General features: G+C 49.3%; 14 protein-coding genes and 3 pseudogenes. 4 read left to right on the top strand and 13 right to left on the bottom strand.

What is annotated here, in order from left to right:
• Positions 1–11: 11 nt before the first annotated feature.
• The 5 genes and pseudogenes from JDW22_RS03395 to JDW22_RS14065 form a co-directional block, all read right to left on the bottom strand.
• Positions 12–724 (bottom strand): IS1 family transposase gene (locus JDW22_RS03395; RefSeq protein ID WP_456237522.1). Its coding sequence is split into 2 segments (ribosomal slippage): positions 12–508 and positions 508–724, totalling 714 coding nucleotides; the frame shifts between segments, so codons are not numbered across the junction.
• A gap of 222 nt (positions 725–946) precedes the next feature.
• Positions 947–3,085: a type I secretion system permease/ATPase gene (locus JDW22_RS03390; RefSeq protein WP_200521706.1), complete on the bottom strand. Its 2,139-nt coding sequence runs from the start codon at positions 3,083–3,085 to the stop codon at positions 947–949.
• A gap of 331 nt (positions 3,086–3,416) precedes the next feature.
• Positions 3,417–3,716 carry an IS1 family transposase gene (locus JDW22_RS14150; RefSeq protein ID WP_200521705.1) on the bottom strand — a complete coding sequence of 100 codons (300 nt, stop codon included), beginning with the start codon at positions 3,714–3,716 and terminating at the stop codon, positions 3,417–3,419.
• Entirely contained in the window at positions 3,662–3,943 is a 282-nt protein-coding gene (locus JDW22_RS03380) for an IS1 family transposase (protein WP_200521704.1), read from the bottom strand. Before JDW22_RS03380 ends, JDW22_RS14150 begins: the two co-directional genes overlap by 55 nt.
• A 155-nt stretch (positions 3,944–4,098) precedes the next feature.
• Positions 4,099–4,275: pseudogene (locus JDW22_RS14065) on the bottom strand (IS1/IS1595 family N-terminal zinc-binding domain-containing protein); the annotation flags it as partial.
• A gap of 406 nt (positions 4,276–4,681) precedes the next feature.
• Between JDW22_RS14065 and JDW22_RS13565 the strand changes: the two are divergent.
• The 3 genes and pseudogenes from JDW22_RS13565 to JDW22_RS03340 form a co-directional block, all read left to right on the top strand.
• Positions 4,682–9,871 (top strand): calcium-binding protein, encoded by a 5,190-nt coding sequence (locus JDW22_RS13565; RefSeq protein WP_235964696.1) that lies wholly within the window; start codon positions 4,682–4,684, stop codon positions 9,869–9,871.
• 181 nt (positions 9,872–10,052) lie between these two features.
• A pseudogene (locus tag JDW22_RS03345) lies at positions 10,053–10,220 on the top strand (tRNA-guanine transglycosylase); the annotation flags it as partial.
• Between the two features lie 183 nt (positions 10,221–10,403).
• Positions 10,404–10,739, top strand: a pseudogene (locus JDW22_RS03340) (ShlB/FhaC/HecB family hemolysin secretion/activation protein); the annotation flags it as partial.
• A 332-nt stretch (positions 10,740–11,071) separates the two neighbouring features.
• Here JDW22_RS03340 and JDW22_RS03335 read toward each other — a convergent pair.
• From JDW22_RS03335 to JDW22_RS03325, 3 genes are read right to left on the bottom strand one after another with little or no spacing between them, the layout of a single operon-like run.
• Complete coding sequence (locus JDW22_RS03335; RefSeq protein ID WP_200521703.1) at positions 11,072–11,800, bottom strand: AAA family ATPase; 729 nt, start codon at positions 11,798–11,800, stop codon at positions 11,072–11,074.
• A gap of 34 nt (positions 11,801–11,834) precedes the next feature.
• Positions 11,835–14,060, bottom strand: coding sequence for a Mu transposase C-terminal domain-containing protein (locus JDW22_RS03330; protein ID WP_200521702.1), 2,226 nt, complete (start codon positions 14,058–14,060; stop codon positions 11,835–11,837).
• Between the two features lie 4 nt (positions 14,061–14,064).
• Positions 14,065–14,304, bottom strand: coding sequence for a helix-turn-helix domain-containing protein (locus tag JDW22_RS03325; protein WP_200521701.1), 240 nt, complete (start codon positions 14,302–14,304; stop codon positions 14,065–14,067).
• A gap of 331 nt (positions 14,305–14,635) precedes the next feature.
• On the opposite strand from JDW22_RS03325, the gene JDW22_RS03320 reads away from it, so the two are divergent.
• On the top strand, positions 14,636–15,427 hold the full coding sequence (locus JDW22_RS03320; RefSeq protein WP_200521700.1) for a S24 family peptidase: 792 nt from the start codon (positions 14,636–14,638) through the stop codon (positions 15,425–15,427).
• Between the two features lie 229 nt (positions 15,428–15,656).
• Here the strand turns inward: JDW22_RS03320 and JDW22_RS03315 are convergent, their stop codons facing one another.
• The 5 genes from JDW22_RS03315 to pth all read right to left on the bottom strand — a co-directional run bounded on the left by JDW22_RS03315 (position 15,657) and on the right by pth (position 21,434).
• Positions 15,657–16,412 carry a hypothetical protein gene (locus tag JDW22_RS03315; RefSeq protein ID WP_200521699.1) on the bottom strand — a complete coding sequence of 252 codons (756 nt, stop codon included), beginning with the start codon at positions 16,410–16,412 and terminating at the stop codon, positions 15,657–15,659.
• 31 nt (positions 16,413–16,443) lie between these two features.
• On the bottom strand, positions 16,444–16,734 hold the full coding sequence (locus tag JDW22_RS03310) for a DNA translocase FtsK (RefSeq protein WP_200521698.1): 291 nt from the start codon (positions 16,732–16,734) through the stop codon (positions 16,444–16,446).
• 114 nt (positions 16,735–16,848) lie between these two features.
• On the bottom strand, positions 16,849–19,743 hold the full coding sequence (locus JDW22_RS03305; RefSeq protein WP_200521697.1) for a DNA translocase FtsK: 2,895 nt from the start codon (positions 19,741–19,743) through the stop codon (positions 16,849–16,851).
• Between the two features lie 656 nt (positions 19,744–20,399).
• Positions 20,400–20,651 carry a recombinase RecA gene (locus JDW22_RS03300; RefSeq protein ID WP_200521970.1) on the bottom strand — a complete coding sequence of 84 codons (252 nt, stop codon included), beginning with the start codon at positions 20,649–20,651 and terminating at the stop codon, positions 20,400–20,402.
• 204 nt (positions 20,652–20,855) lie between these two features.
• Positions 20,856–21,434 carry an aminoacyl-tRNA hydrolase gene (gene pth / locus JDW22_RS03295; RefSeq protein ID WP_200521696.1) on the bottom strand — a complete coding sequence of 193 codons (579 nt, stop codon included), beginning with the start codon at positions 21,432–21,434 and terminating at the stop codon, positions 20,856–20,858.
• Between the last annotated feature and the right edge of the window lie 257 nt (positions 21,435–21,691).

Here is a 21,691-nt window from a genome sequence, read left to right as displayed (position 1 = left end):
TTTTTTAATCATCACACATAACCATTATTTACATAATGAAACACTAAATCAAAAACCTTGAAATGGTAAAACTCGCTCTTTGAAAAACAACACGACCGCCGTATGGCACGAGCGCAACGATGTCTTAACCGATAATTATTTCCTTCAATACCTACCGTAAACGCTTTACCTTTTATATGCTCGTTTATATGCTCGCAATCGGCAAATGCCTTAGCAAAGCTTTCCCAGTGGTCGCTAACAATGCGCTCGCAGGTAATATTCAAACGTTTCAATTCTGCTTTGAGAGACAAAGCAGTGTGCAAATCTCGTTTACCCCATACGAAAGAGACTATTTCTCCACTCTCTCGTTCGTAAGCATATTGTAGCCAAACTTTGTTTTTCTTATTTCCGATAAATGTATGAAATTCATCAATTTCTAATTCAGAATAGTGTTGCTTTTTGGAACTATGAATATAGTTGCTGCGTGCAATAGTGCGTTGGACTTTACCTTTGCTGTAACCTGTTATGGCACAATATCGCGAATGCCACAGCGGCGAGCAATCATTAGTTTAATCTTATTGTCAGCTTCAGAATGGCAGCCTTGATAAGTCAAATTATGGTCGCTAATAAACTGTCTGCCGCAGTTTTTGCACAGATAGTTTTGTTTGTAGTAGCTTTTCACGCCGTTTTTCTTTATGCTTGCGCTGCGGCATCTAGGACAATAGAGTGGTATGGATATGTTCACACCTTAATCATACAATTCTTTGCTTTGATGCCGCTTGATTTTTTCGGGTAGCATACTTTTTAGGACACTACCGAAAAAGAAGTGCAGGCTGCCTGAAAAGACAGAAAAAGTCTTTCAGGCGGCCTGCACTTTGGTTTCGTTTCAGCCGGCAAACTCAGTAAACGACGGTCTGAAAACGCAGAACATTACGAAAAAGCAGCCTGCACTCCCATCCCCCGCCTTCTACCCGTTCTGCAAATCATACAGATAGCGGTAATATCCGTTCGGCTTCGCCAGCAATTCCTGCTGCGTTCCCGCTTCCACAATCCTGCCTTTGTCCATGGCAATAATCCGGTGTGCCGTTTTAACGGTGGACAGACGGTGGGCGATAATCAGCACCGTCCGGTTGGCGCAAATAGCCTGCATATTTTGCATAATGGCGCGTTCGCTTTCATAATCCAGCGCGCTGGTGGCTTCATCAAAAATCAAAATGCGCGGATTGGTAATCAACGCACGGGCAATAGCGATGCGTTGCCGCTGTCCGCCCGATAAACCGCTGCCCTGTTCGCCAACAACGGTATCGTAACCTTCGGGCAACTCCATAATAAATTCATGTGCCCCAGCCAATTGGGCAGCCTGAATAATCCGTTCCAACGGCAAGCCCGTATCGGTTAGCGCAATATTGTCGCGGATGCTACGGTTCAGCAATACATTCTCCTGCAACACCACGCCCACTTGGCGGCGCAGCCAAGCTGGGTCTGCCAACGCCAAATCATTGCCATCCACCAACACACGACCATTTTCAGGCGTATAAAGCCGCTGCACCAGCTTGGTCAGCGTAGATTTACCCGAGCCAGACCGCCCCACAATGCCCAACACCTCGCCCGAGCGTATCGCCAAATTCAAATCCTGCAAAATCAGCCGCCCATCGGCTTTATAACGGAAATCAACGTGTTCAAACACAATATCGCCGCGAATATCAGGCAATACCAAGCGGGAAGACGTGCTTTCCGTAGGCGCATTTAAAATATCGCCCAAGCGAGCAACAGAAATGCCCACCTGCTGAAAATCCTGCCAAAGCTGCGCCAGCCGAATCACGGGCGCAGCCACCTGCCCCGAAAGCATATTAAACGCAATAAGCTGTCCCACCGTGAGCTTGCCCTCTATCACCAATCTTGCGCCTATCCACAAAGTCGCCACGGTAACCAATTTCTGTATAAGCTGAACACCCTGCTGCCCAATCACCGCCAACTTGGTTACCTTAAAACCAGAAGCCACATAAGCCGCCAACTGGTTATCCCACTTGCGCGTCATCTGCGGCTCAACCGCCATCGCTTTTACTGTACCAACAGCAGTAATACTTTCCACCAAAAACGACTGATTATCCGCATTGCGTGCAAATTTATCATTCAAGCGCGTTCGCAAAATTGGGCTAATAAATGCCGACCAAAAAGCATAGGCAGGCAAAGATGCCAAAACCACCAAAGTCAAGCTAGAACTGTAATACCACATTACCGCCAAAAAAATAAACGAAAATGCCAAATCCAACACCGAAGTCAACGCCTGCCCCGTTAAAAAATTGCGAATCTGCTCCAACTCACGCACCCGCGCCACCGTATCGCCCACACGGCGCGTTTCAAAATACGCCAACGGCAATGCCAACAAATGGCGAAATAACCGCGCACCCAATTCCACATCAATGCGCGAAGTAGTATGCGCAAAAATATAAGTTCGCAAACCACCTAACACAATCTCAAACAGGCTAACCACCAACAAAGCAACCGCAACCACATCCAAAGTAGAAAAACCACGATGTACCAACACCTTGTCCATCACCACTTGAAAAAACAGCGGCGTAATCAGCGCAAAAAGCTGCAATACCACAGAAACCAGCAAAACTTCCAAAAAAATGCGGCGATATTTAATAACCGCAGGAATAAACCAAGTGAAATCAAACTTGGCTAACGAGCCCAATATAGAAGCACGCGAAGCAACCAATATCAGCTTGCCCGAATAACGATGCGCAAATTCTGCGCTATTTAATATAATTGCTTGCTGAGTATTCAAATCCTGAATCAGATATTTGCCACCATCCGCACCGCTATGCTCCACTTTCGCCAAAATAAAATGCTGCCCATCATCGCACCACACCAAAGCAGGCAGCGAAGCCATATGCAAACGCGCCAAAGGCTGGCGCACAATTTTAGCTTTCAATTCAAGCTGTTTAGCAGCCAACAACCATTCAGTTTCGCTTAAATCGCCATTTGGGCTGCCTGAAAAGCGATGCATAATATCGGCAGGATTAGCCGCAATGCCATGAAAATGGGCAAGGATAATAAGGGCAGATAAAGCAGGTTTAGGGTTAGGCGTAGTTTGAGCCATTGCGGTTAGATGTAAACACAAATTAACAAATCTGGCTGAAATTTTAACAAAGGCGCAGAGTGAGTGCAAATTTCGTTTTCAGGCTGCCTATCACTAAAGCTCAAAGGCAGCCTGAAAACCAAACAAACCTTTACCAAATTCATAATATTGACGGCTTGAAAACTGATAAAACACGATCGTTCGTTTAGCAGAATCGATGACACCATTCTCAATCCCAATCATAAAAGCATCCAGTAAACACATTTGACAAAAGCAAAAAATGATTTTATGCTTTTTTGAATTAAGAAAATCGGTAGTGTCCTAAAAAGTATACTACCTATTTTTTTAATCATCACACATAACCATTATTTACATAATGAAACACTAAATCAAAAACCTTGAAATGGTAAAACTCGCTCTTTGAAAAACAACACGACCGCCGTATGGCACGAGCGCAACGATGTCTTAACCGACAATTATTTCCTTCAATACCTACCGTAAACGCTTTACCTTTTATATACTCGCAATCGGCAAATGCCTTAGCAAAGCTTTCCCAGTGGTCGCTAACAATGCGCTCGTAGGTAATATTCAAACGTTTCAATTCTGCTTTGAGAGACAAAGCAGTGTGCAAATCTCGTTTACCCCACCCCATACGAAAGAGACTATTTCTCCACTCTCTCGTTCGTAAGCATATTGTAGCCAAACTTTGTTTTTCTTATTTCCGATAAATGTATGAAATTCATCAATTTCTAGTTCAGAATAGTGTTGCTTTTTGGGACTATGAATATAGTTGCTGTGTGCAATAGTGCGTTGGACTTTACCTTTGCTGTAACCTGTTATGGCACAAATATCGCGAATGCCGCAGCGGCGAGCAATCATTAGTTTAATCGGTGGTGTCCTAAAAAGTATGCTGCTTGTTTTTTTTAGTAATTTAAATTAGCCAAATTCCGCTGTTTTAACAGGAAATTTTGTACGATAGAAATGTCGTTATTGGCTTGACGTTTTATGTCAGCATACTTTTTAGGACACCACCGTTTAATCTTATTGTCAGCTTCGGAATGGCAGCCTTGATAAGTCAAATTATGGTCGCTAATAAACTGTCTGCCGCAGTTTTTGCACAAATAGTTTTGTTTGCAGTAGCTTTTCACGCCGTTTTTCTTTATGCTTGCGCTGCGGCATCTAGGACAATAGAGTGGTATGGATATGTTCACACCTTAATCATACAATTCTTTGCTTTGATGCCGCTTGATTTTTTCGGGTAGCATACTTTTTAGGACACTACCAAGCTGAATATAAAATAGGCTAAATAGGTTTTTTAAGTAATATTTGTTAGTTTTGAGGATTTAAAAATGCACAAGTTTATAGACATAATCATGTGTACTATAATTTACAGTGTAACTGTATTTTATTTCATAGATTTGGTAAGAACGATCGATTCGGATTTGTTTATTTCATTATTAGCAGGATGGGTAATCACAATGATATTACATTATTTTCCCAGTCAAAAAACAAGGAATGATGGAGGTGATAGCGGAAAATAATGGATTAACTTCTTATACTGTAAGCTATTCAAATCTTAAGACATAATTTTCAACTTTATTTATAGGTATAAATATCATGAGCAAAGATAACAATACAAACAATCCTTCATTTCTACAATTCTTAGAAAAGAATCATCCACATATTTCGGCAATGATAGGTGCTGCTGCGACATTAACAAAAGAAGCAAGCGAAACAACTGGTTGGATAAGAGCAGGTGTAAGCGCAACTCGATTGAATGGTGTAATTGCAGCAGCGTATTTAGGTTATAACATTGGAACAGCTCTTAACGAAGAGTTTGGTATAAGCGATTGGCTTTTTGATAAATTATTCAATGATTATGACAACCTAAATCACGATGGCAAATATTACCAATACGACCCACTAACCCTAGATTTGGACGGAGACGGCATAGAAACCATCGCCACCAAAGGCTTTGCAGGCAGCTTATTTGACCATAACCGCGATGGCATCCGCACCGCTACGGGTTGGGTTGCTGCCGATGATGGTTTGCTTGTGCGCGATTTAAACGGTAATGGCAAAATTGACAACGGCGGCGAATTGTTTGGCGATAATACGCTGTTGAAAAATGGCAACACCGCCGCGCATGGCTATGCCGCTTTGGCAGATTTAGATGATAACGGCGATGGCAAAATTGATGCTTCCGATGCAGCATTTGCCGATTTGCGCGTATGGCGCGATCTCAATCAAGACGGCGAAAGCCAAAGCAACGAATTGCTAACCTTGCAAGATTTGGGCATTCAATCGCTTAACACCGCATATAAAGACAGTAATAAAAACCTAGGCAATGGCAACACACTAGCCCAAACAGGCAGCTACACCAAAACCGATGGCACAACCGCCGATATGGGCGATTTGCTCTTGGCGCACGATGCTTTGCACAGCCGCTTTACCGATAAAGTTGAATTAACTGCCGAGCAAGCACGGGCAGCAAATTTAAGCGGTATCGGTCGTTTGCGCGATTTACGCGAAGCGGCAGCATTGTCTGGCGATTTAGCAAACGTGTTGAAAGCGTATTCCGCAGCAGAAACCAAAGAAGCGCAATTGGCATTGCTGGATGCTTTGGTGCATGAATGGGCGGAAACAGATAGCAAATGGGGTAAAAAACCGATTACATTGTCGTCCAGCTGGGTGCGAACTGCTAATGAAGGTGTTGCATTAACACCTGGTCAAGCCAGCAAACTCAAAGGAAATGAAATGATTTTTCTTTCTGATGAAGCTAAAGCTGCGATTGATGCAGCACGCGATCGCATTGCTATTTTGGATGCGTTCTCAGGGCAAGATTCCAGCACGCTGTATTATATGAGCGAAGAAGATGCGCTCAATATCGTAAAAGTAACCAACGATACCTACAACAGCCTTGCCACCAATATCTATCAAAGTCTGCTGTTGCAAACACGTTTGTTGCCTTATATAAATCAAATTGGCTTCAAAATTGAAAATGAGCAATTTGTATTAGATTTTACAGCAGTAATCGCTGCATTTAATCAAGTGCATGAAAGCAACCCACAAAAAGCATTTGTAGATTTAGGCGAATTATTAGCCTATGGCAAGCTTAACGATTGGGCTGAAGGTCGTCTATTGCTAGCGCAATACATCCAAGAAGCACAAAAAAATGGTGCATTGGATAGCTATGTGGCAGCATTAGGCAATAATGCGATTACATTATTAAATGCAACCAAAGGCACAGATAAAGATGATGTGTTACAGGATTTGGAATGGACGAGTAAAAAAGATGTCCGTTTGTCTGCTGGTGCTGGCAACGATACGTTAATTGGGGGCATGGGCAATGATGATCTTTACGGCGGTGCCGGCAACGATACGCTTATCGGCGGCGCTGGCAATGATTATCTTTCCGGTGACGATGATGCCGATACCTATGTGTTTGCCAAAGGTCATGGCAGCGATAAGGTTTATGATTCGTCAAAACAATCTACCGTGCAATTTACCGATGTGAATTTTGCCGATGTGAAATTCCGTAGGGAAGGTAGCAATCTTGTTTTATTTGGTTACAACGGTGATGATTCTGTCCGTTTGCTGGATTATATGAACAGTAGTAGTTGGAATGACAGCGTATTCCAATTTGCTGATAAAACCGTAACTACCGCCGATTTGATGAAAAATGGACTTGTGCTACAAGGTAACGATAGCAATGAGTCCATCTATGGCTGGTCTTACCGTAATGAAATTTATGGCGCAGCTGGTAACGATAAAATCGTAACCTATGATAGTGATGATGTTTTAGATGGCGGTGCCGGAAATGATGATCTTTACGGCGGTGCCGGCAACGATACGCTTATCGGCGGCGCTGGCAATGATTATCTTTCCGGTGACGATGATGCCGATACCTATGTGTTTGCCAAAGGTCATGGCAGCGATAAGGTTTATGATTCGTCAAAACAATCTACCGTGCAATTTACCGATGTGAATTTTGCCGATGTGAAATTCCGTAGGGAAGGTAGCAATCTTGTTTTATTTGGTTACAACGGTGATGATTCTGTCCGTTTGCTGGATTATATGAGCAGTAGTAGTTGGAATGACAGCGTATTCCAATTTGCTGATAAAACCGTAACTACCGCCGATTTGATGAAAAATGGACTTGTGCTACAAGGTAACGATACCAATGAATCCATCTCTGGCTGGTCTGGTCGCAATGAAATTTATGGTGCGGCTGGTAACGATACAATCGTAACTTATGGTGCCGATGATGTTTTAGATGGCGGTGCTGGCGATGATAAGCTTGACGGCGGTGCTGGCAACGATACGCTTATCGGTGGCGCTGGCAATGATGATCTTTACGGCGGTGCCGGCAACGATACGCCTATCGGCGGCGCTGGCAATGATTATCTTTCCGGTGACGATGATGCCGATACCTATGTGTTTGCCAAAGGTCATGGCAGCGATAAGGTTTATGATTCGTCAAAACAATCTACCGTGCAATTTACCGATGTGAATTTTGCCGATGTGAAATTCCGTAAGGAAGGTACCGATCTTGTTTTATTTGGTTACAACGGTGATGATTCTGTCCGTTTGCTGGATTATATGAGCAGTAGTAGTTGGAATGACAGCGTATTCCAATTTGCTGATAAAACCGTAACTACCGCCGATTTGATGAAAAATGGACTTGTGCTACAAGGTAACGATACCAATGAATCCATCTCTGGCTGGTCTGGTCGCAATGAAATTTATGGTGCGGCTGGTAACGATACAATCGTAACTTATGGTGCCGATGATGTTTTAGATGGCGGTGCTGGCGATGATAAGCTTGACGGCGGTGCTGGCAACGATACGCTTATCGGTGGCGCTGGCAATGATGATCTTTACGGCGGTGCCGGCAACGATACGCTTATCGGCGGCGCTGGCCATGTTTTTCTTTTCGGTGGCGATGATGCCGATACCTATGTGTTTGCCAAAGGTCATGGCAGCGATAAGGTTTATGATTCGTCAAAACAATCTACCGTGCAATTTACCGATGTGAATTTTGCCGATGTGAAATTCCGTAGGGAAGGTAGCAATCTTGTTTTATTTGGTTACAACGGTGATGATTCTGTCCGTTTGCTGGATTATATGAGCAGTAGTAGTTGGAATGACAGCGTATTCCAATTTGCTGATAAAACCGTAACTACCGCCGATTTGATGAAAAATGGACTTGTGCTACAAGGTAACGATAGCAATGAGTCCATCTATGGCTGGTCTTACCGTAATGAAATTTATGGCGCAGCTGGTAACGATAAAATCGTAACCTATGATAGTGATGATGTTTTAGATGGCGGTGCCGGAAATGATGATCTTTACGGCGGTGCCGGCAACGATACGCTTATCGGCGGCGCTGGCAATGATTATCTTTCCGGTGACGATGATGCCGATACCTATGTGTTTGCCAAAGGTCATGGCAGCGATAAGGTTTATGATTCGTCAAAACAATCTACCGTGCAATTTACCGATGTGAATTTTGCCGATGTGAAATTCCGTAGGGAAGGTAGCAATCTTGTTTTATTTGGTTACAACGGTGATGATTCTGTCCGTTTGCTGGATTATATGAGCAGTAGTAGTTGGAATGACAGCGTATTCCAATTTGCTGATAAAACCGTAACTACCGCCGATTTGATGAAAAATGGACTTGTGCTACAAGGTAACGATACCAATGAATCCATCTCTGGCTGGTCTGGTCGCAATGAAATTTATGGTGCGGCTGGTAACGATACAATCGTAACTTATGGTGCCGATGATGTTTTAGATGGCGGTGCTGGCGATGATAAGCTTGACGGCGGTGCTGGCAACGATACGCTTATCGGTGGCGCTGGCAATGATGATCTTTACGGCGGTGCCGGCAACGATACGCTTATCGGCGGCGCTGGCAATGATTATCTTTCCGGTGACGATGATGCCGATACCTATGTGTTTGCCAAAGGTCATGGCAGCGATAAGGTTTATGATTCGTCAAAACAATCTACCGTGCAATTTACCGATGTGAATTTTGCCGATGTGAAATTCCGTAAGGAAGGTACCGATCTTGTTTTATTTGGTTACAACGGTGATGATTCTGTCCGTTTGCTGGATTATATGAGCAGTAGTAGTTGGAATGACAGCGTATTCCAATTTGCTGATAAAACCGTAACTACCGCCGATTTGATGAAAAATGGACTTGTGCTACAAGGTAACGATACCAGTGAATCCATCTATGGCTGGTCTGGTCGCAATGAAATTTATGGTGCGGCTGGTAACGATACAATCGTAACTTATGGTGCCGATGATGTTTTAGATGGCGGTGCCGGAAATGATGATCTTTACGGCGGTGCCGGCAACGATACGCTTATCGGTGGCGCTGGCAATGATTATCTTGTAGGCGGTGATGGTAGCGATACCTATGTATTCAACCAAGGTTTTGGTCAAGATACGGTTTATGATTACGGCAGTGGCGATAAGAATGTTTTGCAATTCAATGGCATTAATGCTGCTGATATTTCTGCTCAAAAATCAGGTAGTGATTTGCTTCTAACTGCGGCAGATGGTAATAGAGTGAAAGTGCAAAACTATTTTTATGGTACTAGTTATGGTGTTGAATCGTTTGTATTTAGCGATGGTACGGTAAACCGCGCTGATATAGATGCTTATTTTGCCAAGGCAAGCAACAACCTTGTGCAATCTATGGCTTCGTTTGGCGTGCAGAATGAGGCTACTTCTGCTTCTGTATCAGACAATACAGTTATGAACTTGCCTGTTTTGACTGCACCAGCCGTGTCATAATGATTTAATTGTTGAAATATTAAGAACCTGTATTAACACAGCATAGCCTATGTCAATACAGGTTCTAATATTTTGGATTGCTAAAAAATTTACATTTACACTTCAAATAAATTTTCAAAAGATAAAGAAAAAGTTAGGTAATTTATTGCTAGACCTTTTCTGATTTAATAGAGAAACACCCATGCTCAACTTCACCCTCCACAAAAAAGACGGCTATGCCCGCCGCGCCACGGTAGAACTCAACCACGGCAAAATAGAAACCCCCGTGTTCATGCCCGTGGGCACATACGGCTCGGTCAAAGCTATGACCTCGCAAAACCTGCACGACATCAACGTTAAAATCATCTTGGTGTTGAGAAAGGGGGCGTTGTTTACACTTTTTCGGACTATCCAGCTTCCGTTTTTTGATTGCATAATAGTTTGGCAGATTTTACTGCTTATCAAGAACCATGTAGTCTTTACCGTACCTTACCTAGCTGAAAAACCTACCAGTTTAGTCTGTATCCGAAAAGCATAAGCCCCCTTACCCCCATTAGACCGTCCCGCCATTGGCGGACGCTACATCGTACGCGGTTTTGATGGTGAAATGAGCCTATCTGCCGAACGTGGTTGGTATTGGCGCAACGAGATGGCATGGCAATACCGCGCAGGACATCAAATTTATGCTACCCTCGATGCGGGGCACGTTGCAGGTGCATCTGCGCAATACCTTGTAGGCAAGAACCTAATGGGTGCTGCTGTTGGCGTACGGGGACAGTTTCAAAAAGGATTCAGCTACGATGTGTTTGCTGCCAAACCCATTCACAAGCCCAAATACTTTGCCACTGCTAACAAAGTGTATGGGTTTAATGTGAGTTGGGCGTTTTAAATAATTGGGTTTAAATGGGCAGTTAAGATGATTTAAAAAAACGTTTAATGTGGTTTTAAAGATAAGAACTTGTAAGGCTTAAAAATACGGTGGTGTCCTAAAAAGTATGCTGCTTGTTTTTTTAGTAATTTAAATTAGCCAAATTCCGCTGTTTTAACAGGAAATTTTGTACGATAGAAATGTCGTTATTGGCTTGACGTTTTATGTCAGCATACTTTTTAGGACACCACCAAAAATACAATTCAAAAAGCAAAAAAAAAAAACATGAAAATATGACCTGTAGATTTCTGCCAACTTAATGGCTGTACAGTTAATCAGATCAGCTCTGCGGTTCATATCCTAATGTTACGCTTGGGGCTTTCGCCCTTGTAAAACTCAAAACCGCCTAGGCTTTTCAGGCTGCCCAGCTCCACCGCATCAAGGTTATTCATCGCCGCCGCCTCGGCAAGGTTTACCAAATTCACCGTAACCCGCCGCACGCTGCCGTGTGCCAGCTCCACCAAATGCCGCAGCACATCATCGCCCAGCCGCACATTCGGCGCATAAGCCTCCGCCAGCAGCCGCGCATCCTCCAAGCTCACCGGCTGCGCGGGAATCCAGCTCAACACCCGCCCGTGGAAGCGCTCAAAGCGTTTGAGCTTATTGGGCATCTGCTCCTCGCCCACCAGCAATATCGGCGACTGGCTGCCTTCATACACATCGCGCACCAGCTCCACCATGCCGTTTTTGCCCACCAGATAATCCGCCTCGTCCAAAATCAGCGGGCGCTGCGTGGCAGCAAGTTGCTCGCAAATCGCATCCAAACACGCGGCAGCGGTTTTGGGTGCAGCCATGCCCATTTCAAAACACAGCTTTTCCAGCAGCGTTTTTTTGCTCCACGCGCTGCGCAGTTGCACATAATAGGCTTGCGTTTTGTTGGCAATCGCCACCGTTGCCGTGGTTTTGCCAAAGCCCGATGGACCATACAACACGCCCAAGCCGGGTAAACCATCCTGCCGATTCACCAGCCGCGCCATCGCCACGGCCACCAAAGATAAATTATTGATATTGGCTATTTTCATAGCGTTTACACTCCTGTTTGTTTCATCAAAAACCTCAACCAAATTTCAGCATCTGTTCCAGCTCCGCGCATTCGCGCATCACCAACTGCCCTTTCGGGCTTTCACACCATGCCAAAAAACCTTGCTGCGCCGCGCTCAAAGCCTCATACGGCAAGGCTTTCAGTCGGTTATACGCCGCATACTGCGCATTCGGTAGCGTCGGCACTTGCCAATCCTCCGCCTCCGCTGTTGCTGCCACCTTTTCAGGCTGCCGCCCCAGCTTCAACACCTTGCCATCGCCAGCCGCCCCATCCGATACCCGCACCATCGCCGCCATTGCCGCCTCCCCTTGCGCTTTTAGCTGCGCCCCATCCAGCCGCAAGCCCCCCAAATCCACGCTGCTGGCGTGTTCCAACACCGGTGCAGGTCGCGCCGCCTCCACAATCGCCTGCTTGTCCGCCAAGCGTTTAATCTGCGTATCCACCCGCTTATCCTTCGCCTTATCCAGCATGGATTTGGGGAAGTAATCCGCGTTGTGTGCCTGCCAGTCGGCGCGGCAGATATACCGCCCGTTGTCGTCAAACAGCCAAACGTGCTCGCCGTTATCCGTGCGGTAGGCAACGTGCAGCCGCTCGCCGTGGTATTCCGCCAAATCCCGATGCGCGTAATAGCTGCCGTGCAACCGCACCCGCTCACGCTGAACGGTGCACAGTTTGCGCGGCAAAAACAGATAATGCCGCTCGGCATCGTCCACCCGTTCCACCTTCGCCCCCTGCGCCAGCTTCAATGCCCACAGCTCGTTCGGTGTCATGTTCCGCTTCTTGCCGCCGGTATCCAGCACTTTGGGCAGGCTGCGGTGTGGGCGGTTGTTGTATTCATTTACCCTGTCTTGGCAAAAGCGGCGGAATTCCTGCCAATCGGGCAGCATATTGGCAGACAGGCTGGCAATATTCACCAGCGCGGGCACGCCTTTTAAGCTGATGTTCCGCTTCGCCAGCGCACGGCTGGCTTTGTGCACCCTGCCGCCCGCTTCGGCATCCATATCCTTGCCGATATAGCTTTGCAGCATCTTCGCCCCTTCCACCCACACCGTGCGGTGCAGCCGCTCAATCACCCCGCGCGCCTGCGAGCTATACGGCGCAGAATGCACCAGCGTGGTGCCGATACGCCCCATCAAGCCCGTTGCCGCATCGCCCATCATCGCGTTTTTATAGCCCTTGCCGTTGTCGGCATACAAAACCGCAGGGATGCCGCACAGCGTGCAGGCATTGCTCACCGCATCCAGCACCGCCAGCTGGCTTTCCGCCAAATCAATGCTCCACCCCACAATCTTGCGCGTGGCAATATCAATAACGGTTGTGATTTCAGGGCGAAACGGCTTGCCGCTATCGGGGTGCAACACTTCCGCATCAAAGGTATGCCCGTCCGCGCTGTAAATCTCCGCAGGGTCAAGGTGAATAAACTCGCGCTCGGTATAACCTTGCAAGGTTTTAAGCTCGCGCTTGCCCAAACGCCCGTCTTCGCGGCACACATTGCCCAGCTTGTCGCTCAAAAACCGCCGCACCTGATGAATGCTCGGCAGCTTCGCCAAAGGCTGCCGCGCCTGCCAATCCGCCGCAAAGCGGTTATAGGCAGCCTGAACGCTGGGTTTTTGCGGCTGGCGGTAATACGCCAAAAAACAGCCTGCCCATTCAGGCTGCCGCATATTGGGCTGCTTCACTTTCGCCATCAGGCGGTTTTCATCGCGCTGGGCAAACCAGCGTTTAATCGTGCGGCTACTGGGAATGCTCGCCCCGCCGCCGCGCTTATCGTTGGCTAGACGCAACATTTGCGCGATAGCTGCGCCGCTGGGGTGCTGCGCCATCGTCAGCAGCGTGGTAATCGCCGCTTCCTTGCTCACGTGCGTTTCGGACATCAACGCTTCCACCTTATGCAACACCCCCAGCCGTGCGCCTGCTTGGTTGCGTTGTGCTTGCGTGCTGCTGGCTAAATCGTCTGTATCGTGGGTTTTCAGGCTGCCTGAAACGGTTTCCGATAGCGCAGGTAATAGCTCGGGCTGGGTTTGCGTGAGCAGGCGGGCAGTTTCGCGTTGGCGGAGTTGGGCAAGCAGGGCAGGCGGGAGGGCGTAGATTTTCTTAACACCACCGCGTCCGCCTTTGGCGGGGGCTTCGGTGAATGCCCAGCCTTCACGTTTCGCTTTTTGCTGAATACCACGAGCCGTAGTAGGTAATTCTTCCAAACTCATTTCTAAAAGTTCGGAAACCGAATAACTGTTTTCCATACTTTTACTCCGCATATAGATGTGCCCAACGCGGGCGAATGCGTCTGCCGTCCACCGTCCAGCGTTCAGGAAATAATTCATGCAACGGTTTATTCAAAAAACGTGCAATCGCTTTTTCACCAGCTAAACTGGGTTTACGCAACGCCAATCTCACGGTAGATGAATCAATTTTCGCTTCTCGCGCAACGTCCTCTAATGTGTATCCAGCCATGCGTAGCCGTGCTTTAATCAACTCTGGGTGCATAAAAATCCTTTCTGCAAATTCCTTTCGTTAAATAAAAAATGACTCAATCGGCAACCCGACAATTTCAGGCTGCCTGTTCAATCATCTCCAATCTCGCAGGACAAGAACCTGCGATTTCTTTGCTTTCCAAATTGTTAAAGAACAAAATCAGCAAATTTCGGTACAATGTTTAAAACTCCCGTTTGCGATTTCTAAACATTATAACCAAAGAACAGAATTTCGCAACTTAATTTCATACTTTGCGAGCCTAATTTTAACTATCTAATTGTTTTTATTTAAAATTTAATTTCTGTACTTTGTTCGCAACATTACCATTAAGTTAGGAACTAATATGTATCCCAAATTAAGCATTGCCGAGCTTTTGGAATGGCAGAAAGAACATCATTTAGATTTGCCTGCGACTGACAGGGGAATTGCCTTAAAAATACAAAGAGAAGATTGGGAATTTGAAGAAGTTGCAGGGAAAGGGGGAAAAGGCGGAATAAAAAGAATTTACACCCTGCCCGACTATCTTATTGATGAAATTAAAGAAAAAGGCTTGTCGCATCTGCTCACGGGCGAAAAATCCAGCGATGCCGCCCAGCCCAAGCCGCGCCGTTCGCCGCCTGCCACGCCTGCCGTGGGTGTGCCATTTTTCATGCGCGCCATGGTGGCAGAATACGCCGATTGGGCAGCGGCGCAGCATACCGATGCCATTGTGCCCGTGCGTTATCATGTAAACGTGTTTGGCAGCGCAGGCAACGGCTATCAGGTTAATGAGCCAGTGGACACTGAAGCCATGTGGTTTCGCGCCTCGTTCTTTGACTACTTGGGCGTGCCACCCTCGCACTGCTTCTGCACCCGCGTGCGCGGCGACAGCATGCACCCCACGCTGATTGACCGCGGCACCGTGCTGTGGAAAATGCAAAACGGCTACACCCGTGAAGGCATCTACCTGTTCCGCCAAGTGGACGAGCTGCGCATCAAACGCTTGCAGCGCACCAGCCGCAGCGTGTACCGCATCATCAGCGACAACAGCAACAAAGACATCTACCCCGTTGAAACGCTGGATTTAGCGGAGCTAGGGGAATATGACTTTGAGATTTACGGCTTCTACCTATGGGATTGCGGCATAAAAGAATAAGCGCTCATCATTCCTGCTAGGTTTTTAATCGTTCTATGACAAAAACTGCGTGAAAGTGATGGTTTTTTGCTCACTTTTTCGCGGTTTTTCTCATTTTTTAGCGGCGGTGGGATTATGGGGTTTGTGTTTGATTGGATTAGCATTTTTGCAAGATTAGCCGCTCACGCAGCTATGACAAAACTATCACTCCCCCACACTGAGGCAGCCTGAAATCTGTGCAAACAAAAATTTAGGGCGCGCCGGTGTTGCTTGCGGCTTCGCTGGCGGCGGGGGATGCGCATTGCGCCAAATCGGTGCAGTAAAACGGGTAGGTGCCTGACAGGGCTTGGCGATAGACGGTGATTTCTTCGGGCGCGCTGCAGCTGTCGGCGAAAATGACGAGCTGGGGCAGGTCGGCGCGGTGTTCGGGGTTTGCCCAGATGTGGTAGGCGCTAGGTTGGTAGTCGCTGGGTTTGTGGGATTTGGCTTCGCACGATGTGGGTTTGATTTCTTCGGGCTGGCGGACGGCATCGGGCGGGGGAAAGCCTGCGGGCAGGGAGTATTGATTGCTGTCGCCGCCTAGGTTGTAGCGTTTGCCGCTGCTTTTGGCTATTTGGATTTGGTCGGTGTGGTTGTAGGTGAAGTCGTTGGGGCTGGGCGGCAGGCGTTTGATGTAGAGCGCGGTTTGGGTTTGGTCGTAGGCGAGCATTGCTTCAAACTGCGCGTCGCGCTGTTCTTCGCTTTGGTTGCGGTAGTCAAACACTTTCAAGCCCCACGCGGCTTCCAGCTCGGCGGCGGAGAGGTCAAACAGGCAGCTGCTGCCCAGCTCGCCGCGAATTTGTTGCAGCAAGTCGTCGGTGGTTTGAACGCGTTTCAGGCTGCTGCATGATTTGCCCGCGCTGGTGCTGCTGGCAACGGCAACGGAAGAGGCGGCGCTGGGCGAGTGGGATTGGGGGTGGCAAGCAGTTAGGGCTGCGAGGGTTAGGAGGGTAAGGGGTGTTTTCATGGTGGCTTGGAATGGGTTTCAGGCTGCCTATTTAATCGGCGCTTTTGTGTACCAAGATTTTGCGCTTACCACTAACGTTGTCGGCGGCAGAGACGATGCCTTCGGCTTCTAGCTGGTCAATAATAGCAGCTGCTCTGAAGAAACCAATGTTTAGATGGCGTATCAAGGATGAAATGGTGACTTTTTGAGTGCGTACGATAACTTCAACGGCTTGGTCAAACAGCGGGTCTTGTTCATTGCCGCCGTCGTTGCTATCAAGGCTACATTCGGCTTGTTCGGTGGAGAGGATTTCTTCCACATCGGTATTGAGAGATTTAGACATAAAAATTTCCTTTCTAATTTTTCAGGCTGCCTTTTAGGCGTTCAATTAACCCATCAAAGGCAGCCTGAAAACGCAGTAAACAGCCTTGCCGTCGTTTTCAGGCTGCCTATGCAATCAATCGGCGCTCTTGCGTGCCAAGATTTTGCGCTTGCCTGTGTGGTCGGCAGGGGAAACGATGCCGTCGGCTTCCAGCTGGTCAATAATGGTGGCGGCTTTGTTGTAGCCAATGCGCAGATGGCGTTGCAAGGATGAAATAGTGGCTTTTTGCGTGCGGATAATGACTTCGACGGCTTGGTCAAACAGCGGGTCTTTTTCGCTGCTGCCGCTGCCGTTGGGGCTGCCGTCAAAGTTGAACTCGGCTTGCTCAGGCGACAGGATTTCTTCTACATAATCGGGTTCGCCAAATTGCTTCAAATAATCCACTACGCGGTGCACTTCTTCGTCTGCCACAAACGCGCCATGCACGCGCTGCGGATAGCCTGTGCCCGGCGGCAGGAACAGCATATCGCCTTGCCCCAGCAGGTTTTCTGCGCCCATTTGGTCTAACACGGTGCGGCTGTCGATTTTGCTGGACACTTGGAACGCGATGCGGGTGGGGATGTTGGCCTTGATTAAGCCGGTGATGACGTCCACGCTGGGGCGTTGCGTGGCCAAAATCAGGTGTATGCCGGCGGCGCGGGCTTTTTGCGCCAAGCGGGCGATGAGCTGCTCAATTTGTTTGCCCGCCACCATCATCAAATCGGCGAACTCGTCCACCACCACCACGATAAACGGCAGTTTTTCCAACGGCTCGGGGTCGTTGGGCGTGAAGCTGAACGGGTTGGCGATTTTTTCGCCTCGCGCGGCGGCTTCGGTGATTTTTTCGTTATAGCCCGCCAGGTTGCGCACGCCCACATGGCTCATCAGGCGATAGCGTTTTTCCATTTCGTTTACGCACCAATTGAGCGCGTTGGCGGCGTGTTTCATATCGGTTACCACGGGGGCGAGCAGGTGCGGGATGTCTTGGTACACCGAAAGTTCCAGCATTTTCGGGTCTATCATAATCAGGCGCACGTCTTCGGGCGTGGCTTTGTAGAGCATGGACAAAATCATGCTGTTTACGCCCACCGATTTGCCCGATCCTGTGGTGCCCGCCACCAGCAGATGCGGGGCTTTGGCAAGGTCGGTTACCACGGGCTCGCCCGTGATGTCTTCGCCCAGCGCAAGGGTGAGTTTGCTGTGGCTGCTGGCAAACGCGGGCGAGTCAAACACTTCGCGCAGGCGGATGGTTTGGCGTTTGGGGTTGGGCAATTCCAGCCCCATGCAGGTTTTGCCTGGGATGGTTTCCACCACGCGGATGGCGGTTACGCCTAGGCTGCGCGCCAAATCTTTTTCCAAATTGGTTACCGAGCTGCCGCGCACGCCCACGTCGGGCTCGATTTCGTAGCGCGTAATCACAGGGCCCGCGTAGGCATCCAGCACTTTGACTTTCACGCGATACTCGCCCAGCTTTTCTTCTATGGTGATGCTGTTTTCCAGCAGTTCTTCTTGCGATTGCACGGCTTCGGGGTTGTGTTGCGCGGGGGAAAGCAGGCTGAGCGGGGGCAGCACATAGCCTTGGTCGGGGTCGATTTCAGGCTGCTCTTGTTGGGCGTAGTAGGCGGCGAAGTCGGCTTCGGTGAGGCTTGCTTCGCTTGGGTTTGCATGGCGGGCGGGATAGTTGGCTGCATCGGGCGCGCAGAAGCGGCCGGCGAATGCTTCGGGTTCTTCGGGCTTGCGGGTTTCGGCGGCTTGCGCTTGGTAAAAATTGGCGGGTTCTATGATTTCGGGCGCGGGCAGCGGGCTGGGCTCAACGATGGTGGGCGCGGGGATGGCAACGCTGGCGATGGGTGCAGAGGCAGCCTGAAATGCGACTTGGCTTTTTTCAGCAACAGGCAGCGGCAGGCGGTTGGCTTGGGTAGTGAAACGGGGGGCATTTTCGGCTTGATGTTTGCGCGCGGCGGGGGTATCGGTGTGGGAGAGGTTTGCCCAGATTTCGCGCTCGGGGATGGTTTTCAGGCTGCGTTTGTCGTCAAACGTGCTTGCCCACGGTTGCGGCTCGGGCAGGGGGGCGAGGTTGCCGGCAAGGGCGTTTTGCTCGGCTTGTTGTTTTAACCGGCGGGCGGTTTGCTGTTTGGCGAGGCTGTCTTGGATGTCGCTGAAATCGATGGTTTCCAAATTGGCGGCGGGCAGGATGATTTCGGTTTCGCCGGGGTTTGGATTGTGCGAAAGCGCGCTTTGTTCGTTTTCAGGCTGCGTTTGGCTGGCGGCGATAAAGTTGTTTTCCAGCAGGCGGTTTACTTCGTCTTGCGGGGTGCGGTTGTCTTCGATGACGGTTACATCGGGGGCGACGGGGTTTTCGCTTGCGCTTAGGGTGTGATGGTGCAGGCGGGTGGCTTCTTGCGCGGTGATGATTTCGGCGGCGCGGGCGGGCTGGGTTTCAAGCTGCGCGTGCGGTTGGGCATAGGTGTGCAGGGCGCTGAAATCTAGGTGGATTTCTTCGTCTTGCGGGTTTTCAGGCTGCGTTTGCGGTTCGTGCGGGTGGTTGTGTTCGGCGGTTTCGTTGGGTTCGGCGTGCTGGAAGCGGTGGTCAATCAGGATTTCGGGCTGCTCGGCGGCTTGGGTGGCAGCGGCGCGCAGCATGTTGCGGGTGGCTTCTTCCAGTGTGATGACGTTTTCGGGCTGTTGCGCGGGGGGTGTTTGCTCGGCGGCGGGCGCGGAGGCTTCGGCGGCATCGTCGATAAGGGTGAAGGCGATGCCGTTGTTGGGGAGGGTGGGCGCGGGTTGGGCTTCCGGCTCGGGTTCGATTTCTACGGGGAGTTCCAGCTGCTCGGGCTGCGGTTCGGGTTGGTAGCCGTCGATGATTTTGTAGCGCGGTTGGTTTTTTTGGTGTTGTTCAAGCTCGGCTTGCCATTGGCGTTCGCTTTGGGTTTGTTTGTAAACAAGATAGACGAGGGCGGCAATTAAAATCAGGATGAGGATGAAGTACATGATATTTAAGAGAGTTGCGATGTGTGGAAAGGGCGGATTTTACAGGGTTTCAGGGGGATTTTGTAGGGGTTGGGGGGTGGGATGAGGCTGGGTGAAATGAAGTTTGACGAAGTTTGAATGGATTTTGTTGGAAAGGGCGTTGCTCCGCACATCATGCTTTGGTTTGGTGCTTTGTGGTTAGCATTCGTTTGGCTTTAACCATGCGTCTCATGCCGACGGGGCACTTCCTTTTCTTTGCCTCGCCAAAGAAAAGGAAGCAAAAGAAAGGCGACCCCGACGTGCAGGTTTGGCTACGCCAAACTTCCCTCACTGCGCATCCTTTTTTCGGCGCGTGCGAACTAGCCGCGCTTTGCGCGTCGTCGGACAAGCGCATGCTTGTTCCCGAAAAAAGGATACTGCGTTCGGCTGGACGTAGGGGAGGGGCAGTAGCATTCAACATTTGCGATGGATTAGGCAGCCTGAAATTCAATCTATCTAGATTTAGTAAAAAACCGCATGGTAGAACACCAAGCGGTTTTGTTTTTTCAGGCTGCCTCATTCTCCAAAGGCAGCCTGAAAATCTAAATGATGGATTGGGCGACGAGCCGTCGCCGTTTCATTGTGGGCGTGTTAGCGGCAGCCTGAAACGGTTGTTTGAATGCGGTTTGAACTTCGTTTCAGGCTGCCTTATTACCTTGCTGTGCCTGCGCCCAAGCCACGGCGGCGGTGATGGCGGCTTTGGCTTGTGGGCTGTTTTTCCAGCAGCTTGAACCTGTGATTGCCGCGCCCTGCTGCAAAATATCGGCGGGGTTTGCCGCAGCCAGCTTGGCTACATCGTCCAAGCCCATTTGTTGTAAGCGTTGCAGCACGGTTTTGCCCACGCCTTTGACGGCAAGCAGACCGGCGGTTTCGGTGTTGGTGAGGGGCATGGTTTTTCTTTTGTGGTGGCGGGTGGATGGGAGGGCAGCCTGAAAAGCTAAATGGCGATGTTGTTTGGCGGATTGGGCGACGAGCCGTTGCCACTCCATTGTGGGAATGTTAATGGCAGCCTGAAACGCTGGTTTGGAAGCGGTTTTCGCTTCGCTAAACTGGGTTTCAGGCTGCCTTACCGCTGTTATTTGCTGTGCAAATTTTTATATTGATTTGCTGTGCAAATGGCGCACGGTTTTTTCCAAATCGCCTGCCATGATGTCGGGCATGGCTTGGAGCGATTTGGCGATGGCGTTGTCGATGAGTTCGCGCTCGGCGGCGGGCGGTTTGCTGAGCACGAAGCCGACCACCAGATTGCGCTCGCCGGGGTGTCCGATGCCGAGGCGCAGGCGGTAGAAGTTGGGGGTGCCCAGTTTGGCTTGGATGTCTTTTAAGCCGTTGTGCCCGCCGTTGCCGCCGCCGAGTTTGTAGCGGATGTGTCCGCAGGGGATGTCTAGTTCGTCGTGGACGACGAGGATTTCTTCGGGTTGGATTTTGTAGAACTGGGCAAGCGCGGCGACGGCTTTGCCCGATAGGTTCATGTAGGTGTCGGGTTTGAGCAGCCACACGTCGCCTTGGGGCTGGGCGACGCGGGCGATGTCGCCGTGGAATTTTTTTTCGTTTTTAAACGTGGCGTGCCATTGGTAGGCGAGTTCGTCTAAAAACCAAAAGCCTGCGTTGTGGCGGGTGTGTTCGTATTCGGCGGTGGGGTTGCCAAGCCCGACGATGAGTTTGATGTTCATGGGGGTCCTTTGGGGGATGTTGGGGCAGCCTGAAAACGGGGGGATGGGGGATGGGTTTTCAGGCTGCCTCTGTTGTATGGAATAAGGGGGGTATTAAGCCAAGCCATTTAGGCAGCCTGAAAACGGGTGTTTACTGCTTGGTTGGCTTTGTCGTCAAGTCGCCGACGCTCCATTTTGGCTTTTCAGGCTGCCTTTGACGGTGTGCGCAGTAAAGCTGCACACCCTACGATTGGGTTTTCAGGCTGCCTTGCTTGTTT

This window comes from Kingella bonacorsii (assembly GCF_016623605.1).
In the GTDB taxonomy this organism is placed as follows: Bacteria; Pseudomonadota; Gammaproteobacteria; order Burkholderiales; family Neisseriaceae; genus Kingella_B; species Kingella_B oralis.
This window is presented reverse-complemented; position numbering and strand designations above follow the sequence as displayed.